Source organism: Streptomyces sp. NBC_00986 (assembly GCF_045162565.1).
In the GTDB taxonomy this organism is placed as follows: domain Bacteria; phylum Actinomycetota; class Actinomycetes; order Streptomycetales; family Streptomycetaceae; genus Streptomyces.
Map to the genome: position 1 here is coordinate 8479380 of NZ_CP108733.1, position 16482 is coordinate 8495861.

Below are 16482 nucleotides of genomic sequence, written 5' to 3' on the forward strand. Positions count from 1 at the left end.
AACGCCGGTCCCTCGTCCGGGTTACTCACCGCGCCGGGGCTGACGAAGCTTCATAGCCTCGCCTCATGAGCCACAAAGTGTTCTTTAGGGGCGCAAAAGCCGGTGTCGAGAGGGCGACCGTGCTCAGCCCTTCGGGCCTCCGCGCGCTCACCCTCTCGACACCGGCGCGCCCGCGCACCCGCACCGTCGTCAGCTGCACCCTGCTGGTGATCTCCCTCGGCGCGGGCGTCACCGCCTGCGGGTCCGACGGCGGCAACCCGCTGTCGGCCAAGCCGTACGACGCGGCGGGGCAGATCTCCTTCAACGGCCCGTCCGGCAAGGGCAAGAAGGTCGACCCCGACAAGCCCCTGGCCGTCACCGCCTCCGGTGACGACGGCCGCATCACGGACGTCACCGCCGTGGACGCCACGGGACGCTATGTCACGGGCGAACTCGCCGCCGACGGCACTCGCTGGCACAGCACCTCCCCGCTGGCCGCCAACGCCCACTACACGGTCAGCGTGAGCACGGAGGACGAGGACGGCGCCCCCGGCCGCAAGGTCCTCACCTTCGACACCAGCAGGCCGACCACCAAGAAGAGCCTGACCGTGAAGTTCGGTCCGGACGCGGGCCAGTACGGCGTCGGCCAGCCGGTCACCGCCGAACTGAACACGCCCGTCAAGGACAAGGCACAGCGGGCCATCGTGGAACGCGCCCTCAGGGTGGACTCCGTGCCCGCCGTGGAGGGCGCCTGGCACTGGGTCGACGACAAGGAACTCCACTACCGCCCCAAGGACTACTGGCCCGCCCACGCCACCGTCCAGGTGCACAGCAACCTCGACGGCGTGAAGATCAGCGACCGCCTGTGGGGCGGCAGTTCGAAGGCCCTCAAGCTCACCACGGGCGACAAGATCGTCGCCGTGACGGACGCCGCGTCCCACGAGATGACGGTCTACAGGAACGGCGAGGAGATCAACGAGATCCCCGTCACCACCGGCAAGCCCGGCTTCGAGACCCGAAACGGCGTCAAGGTCGTACTGGGCAAGGAGTACTTCGTACGGATGCGCGGAACCACCGTCGGCATCTCCGAGGGCTCCTCGGACTCGTACGACCTCCCCGTGTACTACGCGACCCGCGTCACCTGGAGCGGCGAGTACGTCCACGCCGCGCCCTGGTCGGTGGGCTCCCAGGGCTCCGCGAACGTCAGCCACGGCTGCACCGGGATGAGCACCAGCAACGCCGAGTGGTTCTTCGACACCATCCACGAGGGTGACGTCGTCAAGGTCGTCAACTCCAACGGCGACGACATGGAACCCTTCGGCAACGGCTTCGGCGACTGGAACCTCGGCTGGAAGAACTGGCGAGGCGGCAGCGCGTTGGTGGGCGGAACGCCGGATGGGCCGAGGCCGGAGGATGCGGCGAGGCTTCGCCCCGAGTCAGTGTGACCCACCTAGAGGTGACCCACCCAGGGGCGCGGGGAACTGCGCGACCAGCCACAACGGACCCGCAGTCGCCAAGAACCCGGCGCCCCACCCCACTAGGCGCTCAACGCCCGCTTCTCACGCAACAGAGAGGCAAGAGAGGCCGCGAACTCAACCGGATCCACCGGAAGGGTCACCGCGGCCTCAGCGCGGCTCCACGTGGCGAGCCACGCATCCTGCGGCCGCCCGATGAGCACCAGCACCGGCGGGCAGTTGAAGATCTCGTCCTTCACCTGGCGGCACAACCCCATGCCCCCCATAGGCGAGGACTCCCCGTCGAACACACAGACATCGATCCCACCCCGGTCCAGTTCCTTCAGAACCGCCGCAGGCGTAGCGCACTCGAGGAACTCGACCAACGGCACGTCGGACGCCGGCCGCTTGCCGGAGGCCAACCGCACCTGCTCGCGGGTGTTGGAGTCATCGCTGTAGACCAGCACCGTGGCGGTCGCCTGCATTCTTCCTCCCAAGGTCCGTTGCGCGGATGCTACTCCCTTGAACACCCCGTCAACACCTGTTGGAACACCCCTGCGATGGGCCATACGGGCAGTACACACGCTGCGAACACTCCGAACGGCACCCCCCGGAGTGAGGGCGGGATAAGCGACCGACATAATGTCGGTCGTGGCGACAGCAACGACAGTAGAAACCGGGCACGCGCACCCGTCGGTCAACCGGCCGAACCTCACCAGCGTCGGAACCATCATCTGGCTGAGTTCCGAGCTGATGTTCTTCGCGGCCCTCTTCGCGATGTACTTCACCCTGCGATCGGTGACCGGTCCGGACCACTGGAAGGAGATGGCGAGCCATCTCAACATTCCGTTCTCCGCGACCAACACCACGATCCTGGTGCTCTCCTCCCTCACCTGCCAGCTCGGCGTCTTCGCGGCCGAGCGCGGGGATGTGAAGAAGCTCAGGGGCTGGTTCATCATCACGTTCGTGATGGGTGCGATCTTCATCGGCGGTCAGATCTTCGAGTACACGGAGCTGGTGAAGAAGGACGGCATCTCGCTGTCCTCCGACCCGTACGGCTCGGTGTTCTACCTGACCACCGGTTTCCACGGCATGCACGTGACGGGCGGCCTCATCGCCTTCCTGTTCGTCCTCGGACGTACCTACGCGGCGAAGAGGTTCACTCACGAACAGGCGACCGCGGCCATCGTCGTGTCCTACTACTGGCACTTCGTCGATGTCGTCTGGATCGGCCTCTTCGCCACGATCTACTTGATCAAGTAGTCGGGCCCGATCCCGCGCGCAGCCAAGAAGCGCACATTCCAGAAGCATCGACGCAGAAGATCCTGACACCGGGGTAATCCGTGAAAAAGCTCTCCACCCGACGACGCCATCCGCTGGCGGCGGTCGTCGTCCTACTCTTCGCGCTGGCGGCAACTGGGGGGCTGTACGCCGCGTTCGCGCCCGCGAGCAAGGCGCAGGCCGACGAGTCCGCCCAGTCCCTCGCCATCGACGAGGGCAAGAAGCTGTTCGCCGTCGGCTGCGCCAGCTGCCACGGCACCGGCGGTCAGGGCAGTTCCGACGGTCCGAGCCTGGTGGGTGTCGGCGCTGCGGCGGTCGACTTCCAGGTCGGCACCGGCCGGATGCCGGCGCAGCAGCCGGGCGCTCAGATCCCGGCCAAGAAGGTCATCTACTCCCAGGCCGAGATCGACCAGCTCGCGGCGTACATCGCCTCGCTGGGCGCCGGCCCGGTCATCCCGACGAAGAACGAGTACGGGCCCGCCGGTTCGGACATCGCCAAGGGTGGCGAGCTGTTCCGCACCAACTGCGCCCAGTGCCACAACTTCACCGGCAAGGGCGGCGCGCTGACGCACGGCAAGTTCGCGCCGAGCCTCGAAGGCGTTGCCCCGAAGCACATCTACGAGGCCATGCAGACCGGCCCGCAGAACATGCCTTCCTTCCCCGACACCACGCTGTCGTCGAAGAACAAGAAGGACATCATCGCGTACCTCAACGCGGTCAACGGCGACAACACCGAGAGCCCCGGCGGGCTTGAGCTGGGCGGTCTCGGTCCGGTCAGTGAGGGTCTCTTCGCCTGGATCTTCGGTCTGGGCGCGCTGATCGCGGTAGCCGTCTGGGTCGCCGCTCGGACCGCAAAGGCCAAGAAGTCATGAGTAGCCAAGACATTCCAGAAGAGAACCTGCCCGCTGAGCAGGACGCGCACGGCGCGGTGTCGGTAGCGGACGAGCAGAACCCGTTCGCCGACCCGGGGCTGCCGCCGCACGAGCACCGTGTCCAGGACATCGACGAGCGGGCCGCCAAGCGGTCCGAGCGCGTCGTGGCCTTCCTGTTCACGCTGTCGATGCTCCTCACGGTCGGCTTCATCGCCTCCTACGTGGCGATCCCGCACGACAAGGCGATCTTCGTCTTCCCGATCGGTCACATCAACGCGCTCAACTTCGCGCTGGGTCTGACCCTCGGCGGAGCGCTCTTCACCATCGGCGCGGGCGCGGTCCACTGGGCCCGCACCCTGATGTCCGACGTGGAGATCGCCGACGAGCGGCACGCGATCGAGGCACCCCCCGAGGTCAAGGCCAAGGTCATGGCCGACTTCAAGGACGGTGCCAAGGAGTCGGCGCTCGGCCGTCGCAAGCTGATCCGCAACACGATGTTCGGCGCGCTGGCCCTGTTCCCGCTCTCCGGCGTCATGCTGCTGCGCGACCTGGGCCCGCTGCCGGGGACGAAGCTCCGCCACACCATCTGGTCCAAGGGCAAGCTGCTCGTCAACATGAACACGAACCTGCCGCTGCGTCCCTCGGACGTGGCCGTCGGCTCGCTCACCTTCGCCAAGCCCGAGGGCCTGGAGGAGACCGACGAGGAGTTCCAGACCGAGATCGCCAAGGCGGCGCTGATGATCGTCCGGCTCCAGCCGGACAACATCAAGGACAAGCGCGAGCTGGAGTGGGCGCACGAGGGCATCGTGGCCTTCTCGAAGATCTGCACCCACGTGGGATGCCCGATCTCCCTGTACGAGCAGCAGACGCACCACGTGCTGTGCCCGTGCCACCAGTCCACCTTCGACCTCTCCGACGGTGCCCGAGTGATCTTCGGCCCGGCCGGTCACGCCCTGCCGCAGCTGCGCATCGGCGTGAGCGACGAGGGCTACCTCCAGGCGCTCGGCGACTTCGAGGAGCCCGTCGGTCCTGCATTCTGGGAGCGCGGATGAGTACTACGGCGAACAACTCCACGAGCCCATCAGGCGCCGGCGCGCCGGGGCGCTCGCGCGAGAAGGCACCGGCCGGCGAGAAGATCGCCGACTGGGCGGACGGACGGCTCGGGATCTACTCCCTCGCCAAGTCCAACATGCGCAAGATCTTCCCCGACCACTGGTCGTTCATGTTGGGCGAGGTCTGCCTCTACAGCTTCATCATCATCATCCTCACGGGTGTGTATCTGACGCTGTTCTTCCACCCGTCGATGAACGAGGTGACGTACCACGGCAGCTATGTCCCGCTCCAGGGGCAGCTGATGTCGGAGGCGTTCAACTCGACCATGCACATCTCCTTCGATGTGCGCGGTGGTCTGCTGATCCGGCAGATCCACCACTGGGCGGCGCTGATCTTCCTCGCCGCCATGTTCGTGCACATGATGCGGGTGTTCTTCACGGGCGCGTTCCGCAAGCCGCGTGAGGTCAACTGGCTGTTCGGCTTCCTGCTGTTCGTCCTGGGCATGTTCACCGGCTTCACCGGTTACTCGCTCCCGGACGACCTGCTCTCCGGCACCGGTGTCCGCTTCATGGAGGGCGCGGTCCTGTCCGTGCCGATCGTCGGCACGTACCTGTCGTTCTTCCTCTTCGGCGGCGAGTTCCCGGGCGGCGACTTCGTCGCACGGTTCTACTCGATCCACATCCTGCTGCTGCCGGGCATCATGCTCGGCCTGGTGGTCGGCCACCTGATCCTGGTCTTCTACCACAAGCACACGCAGTTCGCGGGCCCCGGAAAGACGAACAACAACGTCGTCGGCATGCCGCTGCTGCCGGTCTACATGGCCAAGGCCGGAGGCTTCTTCTTCCTGGTCTTCGGTGTCATCGCGGCCGTCGCGGCGATCGCCTCGATCAACCCGATCTGGGCCATGGGCCCGTACCGTCCGGACATGGTGTCCACGGGCGCTCAGCCCGACTGGTACATGGGCTTCTCCGAGGGCCTGATCCGCTTCATGCCGGGCTGGGAGATCAACTTCTGGGGTCACACGCTCGTCCTGGGCGTGTTCATCCCGCTGATCATCTTCCCGCTGGTCCTGGTCGCGATCGCGGTCTACCCGTTCATCGAGGCCTGGGTCACCGGCGACAAGCGCGAGCACCACATCCTGGACCGCCCGCGCAACGTCCCGACCCGCACGGCCTTCGGTGCCGCGTGGATCTCGTGGTACTTCGTCCTGCTCGTCGGTGGCGGCAACGACATCTGGGCCACGCACTTCCATCTGTCGATCAACTCGATCACCTGGGCTGTGCGCGTCGGCTTCTTCGTGGTGCCGGTGCTGGTCTTCATCGCCACCAAGCGGGTCTGCCTCGGCCTCCAGCGCCGCGACCGGGACAAGGTGCTGCACGGCCGCGAGTCGGGCATCATCAAGCGCCTGCCGCACGGTGAGTTCGTCGAGATCCACGAGCCGCTCAGCCAGGACGCGCTGCACACGCTCACCGCGCACGAGCAGTACGTGCCGGCCGCGATCGGGGCGACCGTCGACGAGAACGGTGTCGAGCGCAAGGTGAAGGGCTCCGAGAAGCTGCGCGCCAAGCTGAGCGAGGCGTACTACGGCGAGGAGTCCCAGATCCCCAAGCCCACCGTCGAGGAGTACAAGGAGATCACGAGCGGCCACGGCCACCACTGATCGCTGAGGCGTCGCCACGCCACAGTCGAAGGGCCCCGTCCGAACACCGGACGGGGCCCTTCGCCGTGCCCCGCCCTGGATAGGGTGGGGACGCGTATTTGAACCATCCTTCTACGACACTCAGGAGCGGCCGTATGAGCGCTGTGACCCCCGCTGGAGGCGACACCGCGGCGGCCCGTTCCTGGCCCGACGTACTGAGCGCGCTGCTGGCCGGACAGGACCTGAGCACCGCCGACACGGCGTGGGCGATGGACCGCATCATGAGCGGTGAGGCGGCCGACGCCCAGATCGCGGGCTTCCTGGTGGCGCTGCGGGCCAAGGGCGAGACCGTCGAGGAGATCAACGGCCTCGTCGAGACGATGTACGCCCACGCGAAGCCGCTGGACATCCCCGGGCCGGCCGTCGACATCGTCGGTACGGGCGGCGACCGGGCCAAGACGGTCAACATCTCGACGATGTCCGCCATCGTGATCGCGGGCACCGGTGCGAAGGTCGTCAAGCACGGCAACCGCGCCTCGTCCTCGGCGAGTGGTTCCTCCGATGTGCTGGAGCGGCTCGGCATCAACCTGGAGCTGTCGCCCGAGCGGGTCGCGCAGGTGGTGGAGGAGGCCGGGATCACGTTCTGCTTCGCGGCCAAGTTCCACCCCACGATGCGGTTCGCGGGCGCGGTCCGGCGGGACCTGGGGGTGCCGACCGCGTTCAACCTGCTCGGTCCGCTCACCAACCCGGCCAAGGTCACCTCGTCGGCGGTCGGCTGCTTCGACACCCGCATGGCCGGGCTCATCGCGGGCGTGCTGGCCGAACGCGGCTCCTCCGCCCTGGTGTTCCGCGGAGACGACGGCCTCGACGAGCTGACGACCACGGCGACCTCCCGGGTGTGGATCGTCCGCGAGGGCAAGGTCACCGAGGAGGCCTTCGACCCTCGGGACGTAGGCCTCGAACTGGTCCCCGTGGAAGCCCTGCGCGGCGCCGACCCCGAGTACAACGCGGACGTGGCCCGCCGTCTCCTGGACGGCGAGACGGGCCCGGTACGGGACGCCGTACTCCTGAACTCGGCGGCGGCCCTGGTGGCGCTCGAGGCCGGGGACGGGCCGCTGGCGGACCGGATCAGGGCCGGGATGGAGAAGGCGCGGGAGTCGATCGACTCCGGGGCCGCGAAGCGCACGCTGGAGCGCTGGGCGGCCGCCAGCAACGCATAGCGGTAGGGCGGTCGTCGTCCCGCGATCCGGACACGGGTTGCGGGACGACGATCACCTCGCGTAGGTTTTCTGACCAGGTCATGAGTGACAGTCATGAGGCCCCGGCCGACTGTCCGGCAACCCTCCGTCCGTGGCGGGGTGCCCCGGGTGAAGACCAGGCCGTAGGCAGCGAGGTCTGCGGCAAGCGCGGGCCCCTCGAAAGACACCAGGGGTCCTGGTCATCGAGGGAGCTCTCTGTGAGCAAGCGAATGCGATAGGACGCGAAGCCCCCACTCCGCACATCCCCCTTCACCCTTTCCTGCGCCGAAGCCCTGTCCGCTCGCGCAGTGAATTCGCCTGCCTCTCACGGGAGTTCGCCATGTCTGTCTCCACCGTTGCCGCCACCCAGACCATTTGTGCACCGCTGCCCGTTCTCGGCCGGGATGTCACCGTCCCGCTCGTCACGGGCGGCGAAGTCACCTACGCGGCGCTCGACTACGCGGCCAGCGCCCCCGCCCTCCAGCGCGTCTGGGACGACGTGGCGGCCTACGCCCCGTACTACGGCAGCGTGCACCGAGGCGCCGGCTACCTCTCGCAGCTCTCCACCGACCTGTTCGAGAACGCACGCAGGACGGTCGAGGAGTTCCTGGACTGCCGCCCCGACGACCAGCTGATCTTCACCCGCTCCACGACGGACTCCCTGAACCTCCTCGCCGCGGCCCTCCCCGCCGACTGCCAGGTCTTCGTCTTCGAGACCGAGCACCACGCGTCCCTGCTCCCCTGGAAGGACGCCCGGGTCACCTACCTCAACGCCCCGCGCACCCCGGGCCAGGCTGTCGACACCCTGCAGCAGGCCCTTGCCGCCCGCGACCCTCAGGGCCCGGCCCTGGTCTGCGTCACCGGCGCTTCGAACGTCACGGGCGAACTGTGGCCGGTCCGTGAACTGGCCGCCGCGGCTCACGCCCACGGCGCCCGTATCGTCCTGGACGCCGCCCAACTCGCCCCGCATCACCCGGTGTCCGTCCAGGACCTCGACGTCGACTGGATCGCCTTCTCCGGCCACAAGCTCTACGCCCCCTTCGGCTCGGGCGTCCTCGCCGGCCGCGCCGACTGGCTCCAGGCGGCCGACCCCTACCTCGCGGGTGGCGGCGCCAGCCGCAAGGTCACGCGGCGCGAGGACGGGGGAGTGGACGTGGAGTGGCACGAGAGCGCTGCGCGGCATGAAGCGGGCTCTCCCAACGTGATCGGTGCCTACTCCATCGCGTCGGCCTGCAAGGCGCTCACGGAGGCGGGCTTCGACACCCTGGTGGCCCGAGAGCAGCACCTGATCGAAAAGGTACGGGCGGGCTTGGCGGAGGTCCCGGAGGTCAAGGTCCTCTCCCTGTTCGGCGACGACGCCCCACGAGTCGGGGTCATCTCCTTCGTGGTCGACGGCTGGAACAGCTCCCACTTCGCCGCCGCCCTCTCCGCCGAGTACGGCATCGGAGTCCGAGACGGCCTCTTCTGCGCCCACCCCCTCGTCCGCACCCTCCTGGGGTCCGACCCTCAGACCCAGGGAGAGTGCGGCGCCCCCGAGGCCGCGCCGGGCGAGAAGTCCCTCAACGCGATCCGCGTGAGCTTCGGCGCGGGCACTCCCGACGAGCACGTGGACCGTTTCATCACGGCCGTACGGGAGCTCGTGACCGACGGCGCCAAGTGGAACTACCGCACGGAGGACGGCCGTTGCGTGCCTGCCGTGTGACCATCCAGGGGTGGGGATTCCACCTGGGGTGAGTGGAGCGGCGGCGGCCGAAGGCCTGGGCGAGCTGCTGGGCGAGGCGGTCGTGCGGCGTGCGCCGCGTCTCCTCGGCGGGAAGCGGGTCTACCTGTACGAGGAGGGGCTCGTCCTCGGGTCCGGTGTGCGGGTCCGTCGCTGGGCGGACGTGACGCGCTGGCGCTCCACCGTCGACGTGATCGTCACCAGCAACGAGCAGAACGACAGGGCTTGGTACACCTTGGCCCATCGACACCTGCTGCGGTTCGGCGACGGGACGGAACAGGGCTTCCTGCTCGACGAGCGGCGGACCGAGCTGAGGCCGATGGTCGCCGAGCCGTTCGAGAACCGGGGCATCCGGTACGCCGCCGAGCACGTCCGGAAGCGGGTGGCCGCCGCCCAGGCACCGGCGATGCTCGACCGGATCGAGAAGGGCCGGCAGGTCACCTTCGGCCCGCTCACGGCGGACGCGCACGGGGTGTTCGTACCGGGCGGGCTGCTGGTGTACCGCTGGGCCGAGATGCGGGAGCCGTATCCCGCCGTCAACCTGCCGGACTTTCCCGTGCCGTCGTCATGGTGGCTGCGGCCACGAGACGTCCGGCTTGTGCTGCTGGGCAAGGACGGAGACGGCAACCCGCACCGCACCGAGGTACCGGCCTGGGAGGTCGTGAACTGGGGCGCGCTGGTCACCCTGTGGAAGCGGCTGCGCGCCGGCTAGGAGTCCAGCCCGATCGCGAACGCAGCCTCCAGGTCATGCTGGGAGTACGTCCGGAACGCCACATGCGTATCCGTCCCCTCGACCCCGGGGATCTTGGAGATCCGCCCAGGAATCACCTCGGCCAGATCCTCGTGCTGCCGCACCCGCACCATCGCGATCAAGTCATACGTACCGGTGACGGAGAAGACCTCGCTCACGGATTCGAGCGCGGCGATCGACTCGGCGATCTCGGGAATCCGGTCCACGCTGGTCTTGATGAGGACGATCGCGGTGATCACGGCTGGTTCTCTCCCTCGGGGACCGTTACTGGGGCGGCCCCAACTCTAGTGGTACGACCGAATCTCACCCACGCGTAGCCGAACCCCAGCGTGAAGCCCACCAGGTGGGCGAGGTACGCCACCCCCGGCCCCTGCGCCGCCTGGCCCGCCGCGAGCCACTGGAGGGCCGCCCAGAACGGCAGGACGACCCAGGCCGGGAACCGCAGCGGCAGGAAGAAGAGGAAGGGGAGGAGACTCGTCACGCGGGCCCGGGGGAACAAGTACAGGAACGCCCCGAGGACCGCCGAGATCGCCCCGGACGCGCCGACCAGCGACTGCTCGGAGTCGGCGTTGGCCACCGCGTAGCCCAGCAGCGCCAGGTAACCGCAGACCAGGTAGAACAGGGTGAACTCCACACGGCCCAGCCGTTCCTCGGTCATCGCTCCGAAGACGTAGAGGAAGAGCATGTTGCCGAGGAGATGGATCCAGCTGCCGTGGATGAAGAGGGCCGTGATCGGGGTCAGGGCCTCCCGGGCCGGATGGCCGAACAGGTCGGCCGGAACCACCCCCCAGCGGCGGAAGTACGCCCGCTGGGCGGCGAGCAGCGCGTCCCCGGTGCCGTAGGACGGGACGAAACCCGAGGCCGGGCCGAGGACGAAGATCAGGCAGCACAGGCCGATCAGGGCGTATGTCAGGGGCGCCGAGGTGCCGCGGAACGTCCTGCCGAGGGCCGAGCCCCAGTTGCTGATCATGGCTACAGAGCATGACGTAACGGGACGCAACGGGACAGGGTGAATCGCCGCTGTGGACGGCCGAGCGGCGAGTACCCGCCAGGCCGTAGGGTTACGAGCCACACTCGCCGGGGAAACCGGCGATCACGGAAACTGGAACGAAGGAAGCGGACAGCCACGATGACGGTTCCCCTGCCGACCGGCTCCACACGGTGGCGCTGCACCCTCTGCGGCAACCTCACGCGCTTCGACGTGACGCGCTCGTCGAAGGTCGTGGAGTACCTCCACCTGGACCTGGCGGGTGAGCCGAAGGTGGAGGAGCGCGAGGTGGTCAGTGAGACCATCGAGTCGGTGCGCTGCCGCTGGTGCAACGCCGTGGATCAGGTGGAACTCGTGGACAGGCCGGGCGCCGGCTCCTGAGAGGGAGTGGCCCCGCACAGACGGTTGGGGTGTGAGGGATGGTGGAGAACTCAGGCGGGGGGCCGGGCGACGGCGCCGCCGAGGTGCTCGACCGCCCGCTGCCCGACGGCGTGCGGAGAAGAGTCGTACAGATCGTGTCGGACGGCTTCGGTGGGCTCACCGTCGCCGAACTGCCCGCGCAGCTACGACAGTACGCCCGCTTCGCCCCCAACCGGCGCGCCAAGTTCGCCGGGAACGCGATGGCCGCCGCTCTGGAGACCGATCCGCTGTTCCGGCAGCGGATCGGGGAGAAGCTGAGAGAGGCCCAGGCGGAGCTCGCCGGAGCTCTCGACTCCGGCTCGCCGCCCCCGGCCGCGGATCCGCTCGACGTGGCGGCCGCGGCCTATGTTCTGCGCCCCACCGGCTGGGTGAAGCTCGTGACCGCCGCCGGTGAGGAGGCGCTGCGCGCCGACGCCGAGCGCGCCGACGAGGAGAGCCGGGCCGAACTGGAGCGGCTGCGCGAGGAGTTGGCGCAGGCGCGGGAGGCGACGCGGACCGACACCGAGCGGCTGCGCACCGAGCTGGACGCGGCGAAGAAGGAAGCGGAATCGCTTCACCGTAAGTTGCGTGCCGCCCACAGTGACGTCAAGCGCGGCGAGGCCGCCCTGCGCAAGCTGCGCGCCGAGACCGACACCGCGCGCGCCGAGAGCCAGGCCCAGGTGTCCGCCGCCGAGAGCGAGAGCCGGCGCCTCAAGGCACGGCTCGGTGAGGCGGAGGCGGCCCTGGAGGCCACCCGCAAGGCCGCCCGTGAGGGCCGCAGCGTCGAGGACATGCGCGTACGGCTGCTGCTCGACACCGTGCTGGACGCGGCCCAGGGGCTGCGCCGCGAGTTGGCGTTGCCGCCGGTGTCCGTCCGGCCCGCCGAGACCGTCGACGCGGTCGAACCGGGACGAATGACCCCGAAAGACATCGCGGCGCGGGCGCTGTCGGACAACGACCCCGCGATCCTCGACCAGTTGCTCGCGCTGCCGCAGGCCCACCTGGTCGTCGACGGCTACAACGTCACCAAGACCGGCTATCCCCAAATGCCCCTGGAGAAGCAGCGGTTGAGGCTGCTGGGGCAGCTCTCGCAGCTCGCCGCGCAGACCGGCGCCGAGGTCACCTGTGTCTTCGACGGGGCCGAGCTGGCCGTGCCCGTGCTGCTCGCGCCGCCGCGCGGAGTGCGGGTGCTGTTCTCCAAACCGGGCGTCACCGCCGACGAGTTGATCCGCCAGCTGGTGCGCGCCGAGCCGCCCGGCCGGCCGGTGATCGTCGCGTCGACCGACCGCGAGGTGGCCGACGGCATCGCGAAGGCGGGCGCCCGGCCCGTCGCTTCTGCGGTACTCCTCAAGCGACTGTCGTGAACGTCAACGTACAGGTTTAATGCCGGAATTGACCGAACCGTCACGCAACGTAGCGTCAATCGGCCATCACTGCACGTTGGTTATGTGCAAAGAATGCTTTGAGTGACAGCATTTTTTCGTGTGAGGATTTGAACTGATCACAGAAACATCACTAGGGTCAGGCCTCGAACCTCCGAACGGGTGATCACTCAATAGAAGGAGCTCGACTCCGTGGCGTCCCATCGTCGACCGAAGCAGCCGAGCCGCACGCGTGTGACTGTGCTGACCACCGCAGCCGCAGCCGCCGTTGCCTTCAGCGCTCAGGCCGCGAATGCCGCGCCGAGCGAGAAGCCCAGCAAGGACGAGGTCAAGGCGAAGGTCGACGCCCTCTACGAGCAGGCCGAGCAGGCCACCGAGAAGCTCGACGGGGCGCAGGAGAAGCAGGAGAAGCTCCAGAAGGAGATCTCCACCATCCAGGACAACGTCGCCCGCGGCCAGGAGGAGCTCAACAAGCTCCGGGACGGCCTCGGCACGATGGCGAGCGCCCAGTACCGCACCGGGGGCATCGACCCCTCGATCCAGCTGTTCCTGTCCTCGAACCCGGACGACTACCTCGACAAGGCGTCCACGATGGACCAGTTGAGCAGTCAGCAGGTCGAGGCGCTCACGAAGATCCAGGGCAAGCAGCGCGAACTCGCCCAGGAGCGCGCGGAGGCGAGCAGCAAGCTCAAGGACCTCTCCGCCACCCGCACCGAGCTCAAGAAGAAGAAGGACGAGGTCAAGGCCAAGCTGGCCTCGGCCCAGAAGCTGCTCAACACCCTGACCGCCGCGGAGAAGGCGGCGCTGGACCAGGAGCAGGCGCAGGCCGCCAACCGTTCCAGCTCGCGGGTGAACCTCGGCAGCACCGGTTCCGCCTCCGGCCGCGCCGCCTCCGCCTTCGCCGCCGCCCAGTCCGTGATCGGCTCGCCGTACGTCTACGGCGCCTCCGGCCCGTCCTCCTTCGACTGCTCCGGCCTGACCTCCTGGGCCTACGCGCAGGCGGGTGTCTCCATACCCCGCACCTCCGAGGCGCAGGCGAACGCCGGCACCCGGATCTACAGCCAGAGCGACCTCAAGGTCGGCGACCTGGTCATCTTCTACGGCGACTTCCACCACGTCGGCCTCTACGCGGGCAACGGCCAGGTGCTGCACGCCCCGCACACCGGTGCCGTGGTCCGCTACGAGGCGATCAGCAACATGACCTTCGAGTTCGGCGTCCGGATCTGATCCGTTCTCGTCCGGTTCCCCTCCGGTCGTTCTCCGGCCCTTGTGCACCGCCCGAACGGGCGAATTGCGACACACCAGGCTGACCCCGCGCCCCGCCGATGACCTGCGTCATAGGCGGGGCGTCACGTTGTGTGCCCGCGGCGGTCTTTGGCCCGCACCCCTTCACAGAGCTACTGTCTGGCGCGTTTCCCCGCACCGGGGGAGCGGTCCGTGTCCGCCAGCGGAAGGAAGTGCGGCTTCCCGTGGGATCCCGTCGTCGCCTTGCACCGTCCGGGTTCGACCGAGGCGCCAGTGCCGCGGTCTGCGTCTTGAGCGCGGCTGCCGCCGCCCTCGGGGCCATGCCGGCCACCTCCGCCGTGGCCGCGCCGCACGACGACTCCAAGGCCGAGGTGGACCGGCTCTACCACGAGGCGGAGCAGGCGACCGAGGCCTACGACAAGGCCGACGAGAGCGCCGGGCAGCTGCACCGGCAGGTGAGCAACGCCCAGGACCGCATCGCCCGGCAGCAGCAGCGCATCAACACCATGCGGGACGCGCTGGGTTCACTCGCCGGCGCCCAGTACCGCTCCGGCGGCATCGACCCCACCGTCGCGCTGCTGTTCTCCGACGACCCGGCCGACTACCTCGACAAGGCCTCCGTCCTCGACCGCATCACCACCCAGCAGGCGGGCCAGCTCAAGGACCTCCAGGAGGCCATGCGCGAACTCGCCCAGGAACGCACCGAGGCCGCCGGACACCTCGCCGAACTGGAGCGCAGCCGCAAGGCCGTCGCCACCCACAAGAAGACCGTCGAACGGAAACTCGCCAAGGCCCGGCAACTCCTCAACCAGATGCCCCTCGCCGACCGCGCCTCCTTCGACCGGGCCTCCCGCTCCACCCGCGAGGACATCCCCGACCTCGGCGCCGGCGTCCCGTCCTCGGGCCGCGCCGCAGCCGCCGTGGCCGCCGCCCGGTCGGCCCTCGGCAAGCCGTACGTCTGGGGCGCCAACGGCCCCGGCGGCTTCGACTGCTCCGGCCTGATGCAGTGGTCGTACGCCCACGCGGGCGTCCACCTCCCGCGCACCTCGCAGGAACAGCGCTACGCCGGCCACCGGATCCCGCTCTCCCAGGCCCAGCCCGGCGACCTGGTCGTCTACCGCTCCGACGCAAGCCATGTCGGCATGTACGTCGGCAACGGCCAGGTCATCCACGCCCCCTACCCCGGCGCGCCCGTCCGCTACGACCCGGTCGGCATGATGCCCATCTCGTCGGTCACGAGGGTCTGAACCCGCCCGAAAGGGTCGTACGATCGGGAAGTGACTGGTCGTAGGCGGGCGTCGCGCTCCGGAGTGCTCGCGCTGTGTCTGCTGCTCGGTTCGCTGGTGGGGTGCGGCGGACAGCCGGCGGCGAACAGCGCGAAGGCGGAGGTCCAGAGCCTCCTCGACCGCCGGTCCGCGGCGGTCCTGCACCACGACGAGACGGCGTACACGAGGACCGGCGCGCGCACCGCGTACGAGAACCTGAGCGCCGTCCCCTTCGCCTCCTGGTCCTACCGCCTGACCGCCCTGCACCGCAGCGGCGCCACCGCGACCGCCGACGCCGAACTGAGCTACAAGGTCAAGGGCTACGACACCTCACCCGTCACCGTCGGCCGCACCCTCACGCTCCGCCTCACCGCCGACGCGCAGTGGTACGTCGCCTCGGACAGGCCCGCGAAGAAGTCCGGCCGGCAACTCTGGGACCAGGGAAAGGTGAGCGTCGTCGAGGGCGCGCACAGCCTGGTCATGGGCGTCGGCCAGGACGCTGCCACCCTCCGCGACTACCGCTCCCTCGCTGACCACGCCGTACCGGCCGTGTCGGCCGCGTGGGGCACGGACTGGACCCGGCACGTCGTCGTGCTCGTCCCCGGCTCCCTGGACGGCATGGCGGCCCTCCTGGGCTCACCGGCGGCCTCCTACCGGGGCATCGCCGCGGTGACGACGGGCGAGGCGGGCGGCTCGGGCAACGCGCCCGCGGACCGGATCATCGTCAACCCGGAGGCGTACGCGCTCCTGGGCTCGATGGGCAAGCAGGTGGTCCTGACCCACGAGACGACCCACGTCGCGACCCGCGCCCACACCACCCCCGCCACCCCCCTCTGGCTCTCGGAGGGCTACGCCGACTGGATCGGCTACCGAGGCACCGGCCGCACCCCCACCCAGGCCGCCCCGGAGCTGTACCGCGCGGTCGAGGACGGCGACCTCCCGACCGCCCTCCCCACCGACAAGGACTTCGGCTTCAACAGCGACCCGACGAAGCTCGCGCAGGCCTACGAGGGCGGGTGGATGGCCTGCCGGATGATCGAGGATCGGTGGGGGGTCGACCAACTGGGCAAGTTCTACCGGGCAGTTGGCGCCCACAAGAAGCGGCCGGGGGCGGTGGAGGACGCGTTGAGGAGTGTCCTCGGGGTGACGTTGGGGGACTTCACGGGGGAGTGGCGGGAGTATCTCAAGGGTCAACTGGGCTGATCCGAACGGGGCT

Annotated in this window: 16 protein-coding genes and 1 riboswitch; of the genes, 13 read left to right on the forward strand and 3 right to left on the reverse strand. The window is 68.9% G+C overall.

Annotation, left to right across the window (positions count from 1 at the left end; all coding sequences use genetic code 11):
- The first annotated feature begins 119 nt into the window (after positions 1-119).
- A complete protein-coding gene (locus OG504_RS37950; protein WP_405993851.1) occupies positions 120-1424 on the forward strand; it encodes an Ig-like domain-containing protein in 1305 nt (434 codons plus the stop codon).
- Between the two features lie 92 nt (positions 1425-1516).
- Here the strand turns inward: OG504_RS37950 and OG504_RS37955 are convergent, their stop codons facing one another.
- Positions 1517-1918 carry a hypothetical protein gene (locus tag OG504_RS37955; RefSeq protein ID WP_405993852.1) on the reverse strand — a complete coding sequence of 134 codons (402 nt, stop codon included), beginning with the start codon at positions 1916-1918 and terminating at the stop codon, positions 1517-1519.
- Between the two features lie 157 nt (positions 1919-2075).
- On the opposite strand from OG504_RS37955, the gene OG504_RS37960 reads away from it, so the two are divergent.
- The 7 genes from OG504_RS37960 to OG504_RS37990 all read left to right on the forward strand — a co-directional run bounded on the left by OG504_RS37960 (position 2076) and on the right by OG504_RS37990 (position 9948).
- Complete coding sequence (locus OG504_RS37960; RefSeq protein ID WP_019062389.1) at positions 2076-2696, forward strand: heme-copper oxidase subunit III; 621 nt, start codon at positions 2076-2078, stop codon at positions 2694-2696.
- An 80-nt stretch (positions 2697-2776) separates the two neighbouring features.
- Positions 2777-3586 (forward strand): c-type cytochrome, encoded by an 810-nt coding sequence (locus tag OG504_RS37965; protein WP_365309806.1) that lies wholly within the window; start codon positions 2777-2779, stop codon positions 3584-3586.
- Positions 3583-4638: a Rieske 2Fe-2S domain-containing protein gene (locus tag OG504_RS37970; RefSeq protein ID WP_405993853.1), complete on the forward strand. Its 1056-nt coding sequence runs from the start codon at positions 3583-3585 to the stop codon at positions 4636-4638. Before OG504_RS37965 ends, OG504_RS37970 begins: the two co-directional genes overlap by 4 nt.
- Positions 4635-6299, forward strand: a complete 1665-nt coding sequence (locus OG504_RS37975) for a cytochrome bc complex cytochrome b subunit (RefSeq protein WP_405993854.1) — start codon at positions 4635-4637, stop codon at positions 6297-6299. The genes OG504_RS37970 and OG504_RS37975 overlap by 4 nt, the downstream gene beginning before the upstream one ends.
- A gap of 134 nt (positions 6300-6433) precedes the next feature.
- Positions 6434-7498 (forward strand): anthranilate phosphoribosyltransferase, encoded by a 1065-nt coding sequence (gene trpD / locus OG504_RS37980; protein WP_405993855.1) that lies wholly within the window; start codon positions 6434-6436, stop codon positions 7496-7498.
- Positions 7499-7574: 76 nt separating this feature from the next.
- Positions 7575-7691, forward strand: a riboswitch (SAM riboswitch).
- A 165-nt stretch (positions 7692-7856) separates the two neighbouring features.
- Positions 7857-9218: an aminotransferase class V-fold PLP-dependent enzyme gene (locus OG504_RS37985; protein WP_405993856.1), complete on the forward strand. Its 1362-nt coding sequence runs from the start codon at positions 7857-7859 to the stop codon at positions 9216-9218.
- A 10-nt stretch (positions 9219-9228) separates the two neighbouring features.
- Positions 9229-9948, forward strand: coding sequence for a hypothetical protein (locus tag OG504_RS37990; RefSeq protein ID WP_405993857.1), 720 nt, complete (start codon positions 9229-9231; stop codon positions 9946-9948).
- Here OG504_RS37990 and OG504_RS37995 read toward each other — a convergent pair.
- Together OG504_RS37995 and OG504_RS38000 are read right to left on the reverse strand one after the other, a co-directional pair.
- On the reverse strand, positions 9945-10226 hold the full coding sequence (locus OG504_RS37995; RefSeq protein ID WP_019062383.1) for an Lrp/AsnC family transcriptional regulator: 282 nt from the start codon (positions 10224-10226) through the stop codon (positions 9945-9947). The two genes, OG504_RS37990 and OG504_RS37995, sit on opposite strands and share 4 nt — an antisense overlap.
- Positions 10223-10957, reverse strand: coding sequence for a rhomboid family intramembrane serine protease (locus tag OG504_RS38000; protein ID WP_405993858.1), 735 nt, complete (start codon positions 10955-10957; stop codon positions 10223-10225). Before OG504_RS38000 ends, OG504_RS37995 begins: the two co-directional genes overlap by 4 nt.
- 159 nt (positions 10958-11116) lie before the next feature.
- On the opposite strand from OG504_RS38000, the gene OG504_RS38005 reads away from it, so the two are divergent.
- The 5 genes from OG504_RS38005 to OG504_RS38025 all read left to right on the forward strand — a co-directional run bounded on the left by OG504_RS38005 (position 11117) and on the right by OG504_RS38025 (position 16469).
- Positions 11117-11356, forward strand: a complete 240-nt coding sequence (locus OG504_RS38005; protein ID WP_033284410.1) for a hypothetical protein — start codon at positions 11117-11119, stop codon at positions 11354-11356.
- A 38-nt stretch (positions 11357-11394) separates the two neighbouring features.
- Positions 11395-12738 (forward strand): NYN domain-containing protein, encoded by a 1344-nt coding sequence (locus OG504_RS38010; RefSeq protein WP_405993859.1) that lies wholly within the window; start codon positions 11395-11397, stop codon positions 12736-12738.
- 210 nt (positions 12739-12948) lie between these two features.
- Positions 12949-13983, forward strand: coding sequence for an NlpC/P60 family protein (locus OG504_RS38015; protein ID WP_405993860.1), 1035 nt, complete (start codon positions 12949-12951; stop codon positions 13981-13983).
- Between the two features lie 242 nt (positions 13984-14225).
- Entirely contained in the window at positions 14226-15248 is a 1023-nt protein-coding gene (locus OG504_RS38020) for an NlpC/P60 family protein (RefSeq protein WP_405993861.1), read from the forward strand.
- 63 nt (positions 15249-15311) lie between these two features.
- On the forward strand, positions 15312-16469 hold the full coding sequence (locus OG504_RS38025) for a hypothetical protein (protein WP_405996542.1): 1158 nt from the start codon (positions 15312-15314) through the stop codon (positions 16467-16469).
- The last annotated feature ends 13 nt before the right edge of the window (positions 16470-16482 follow it).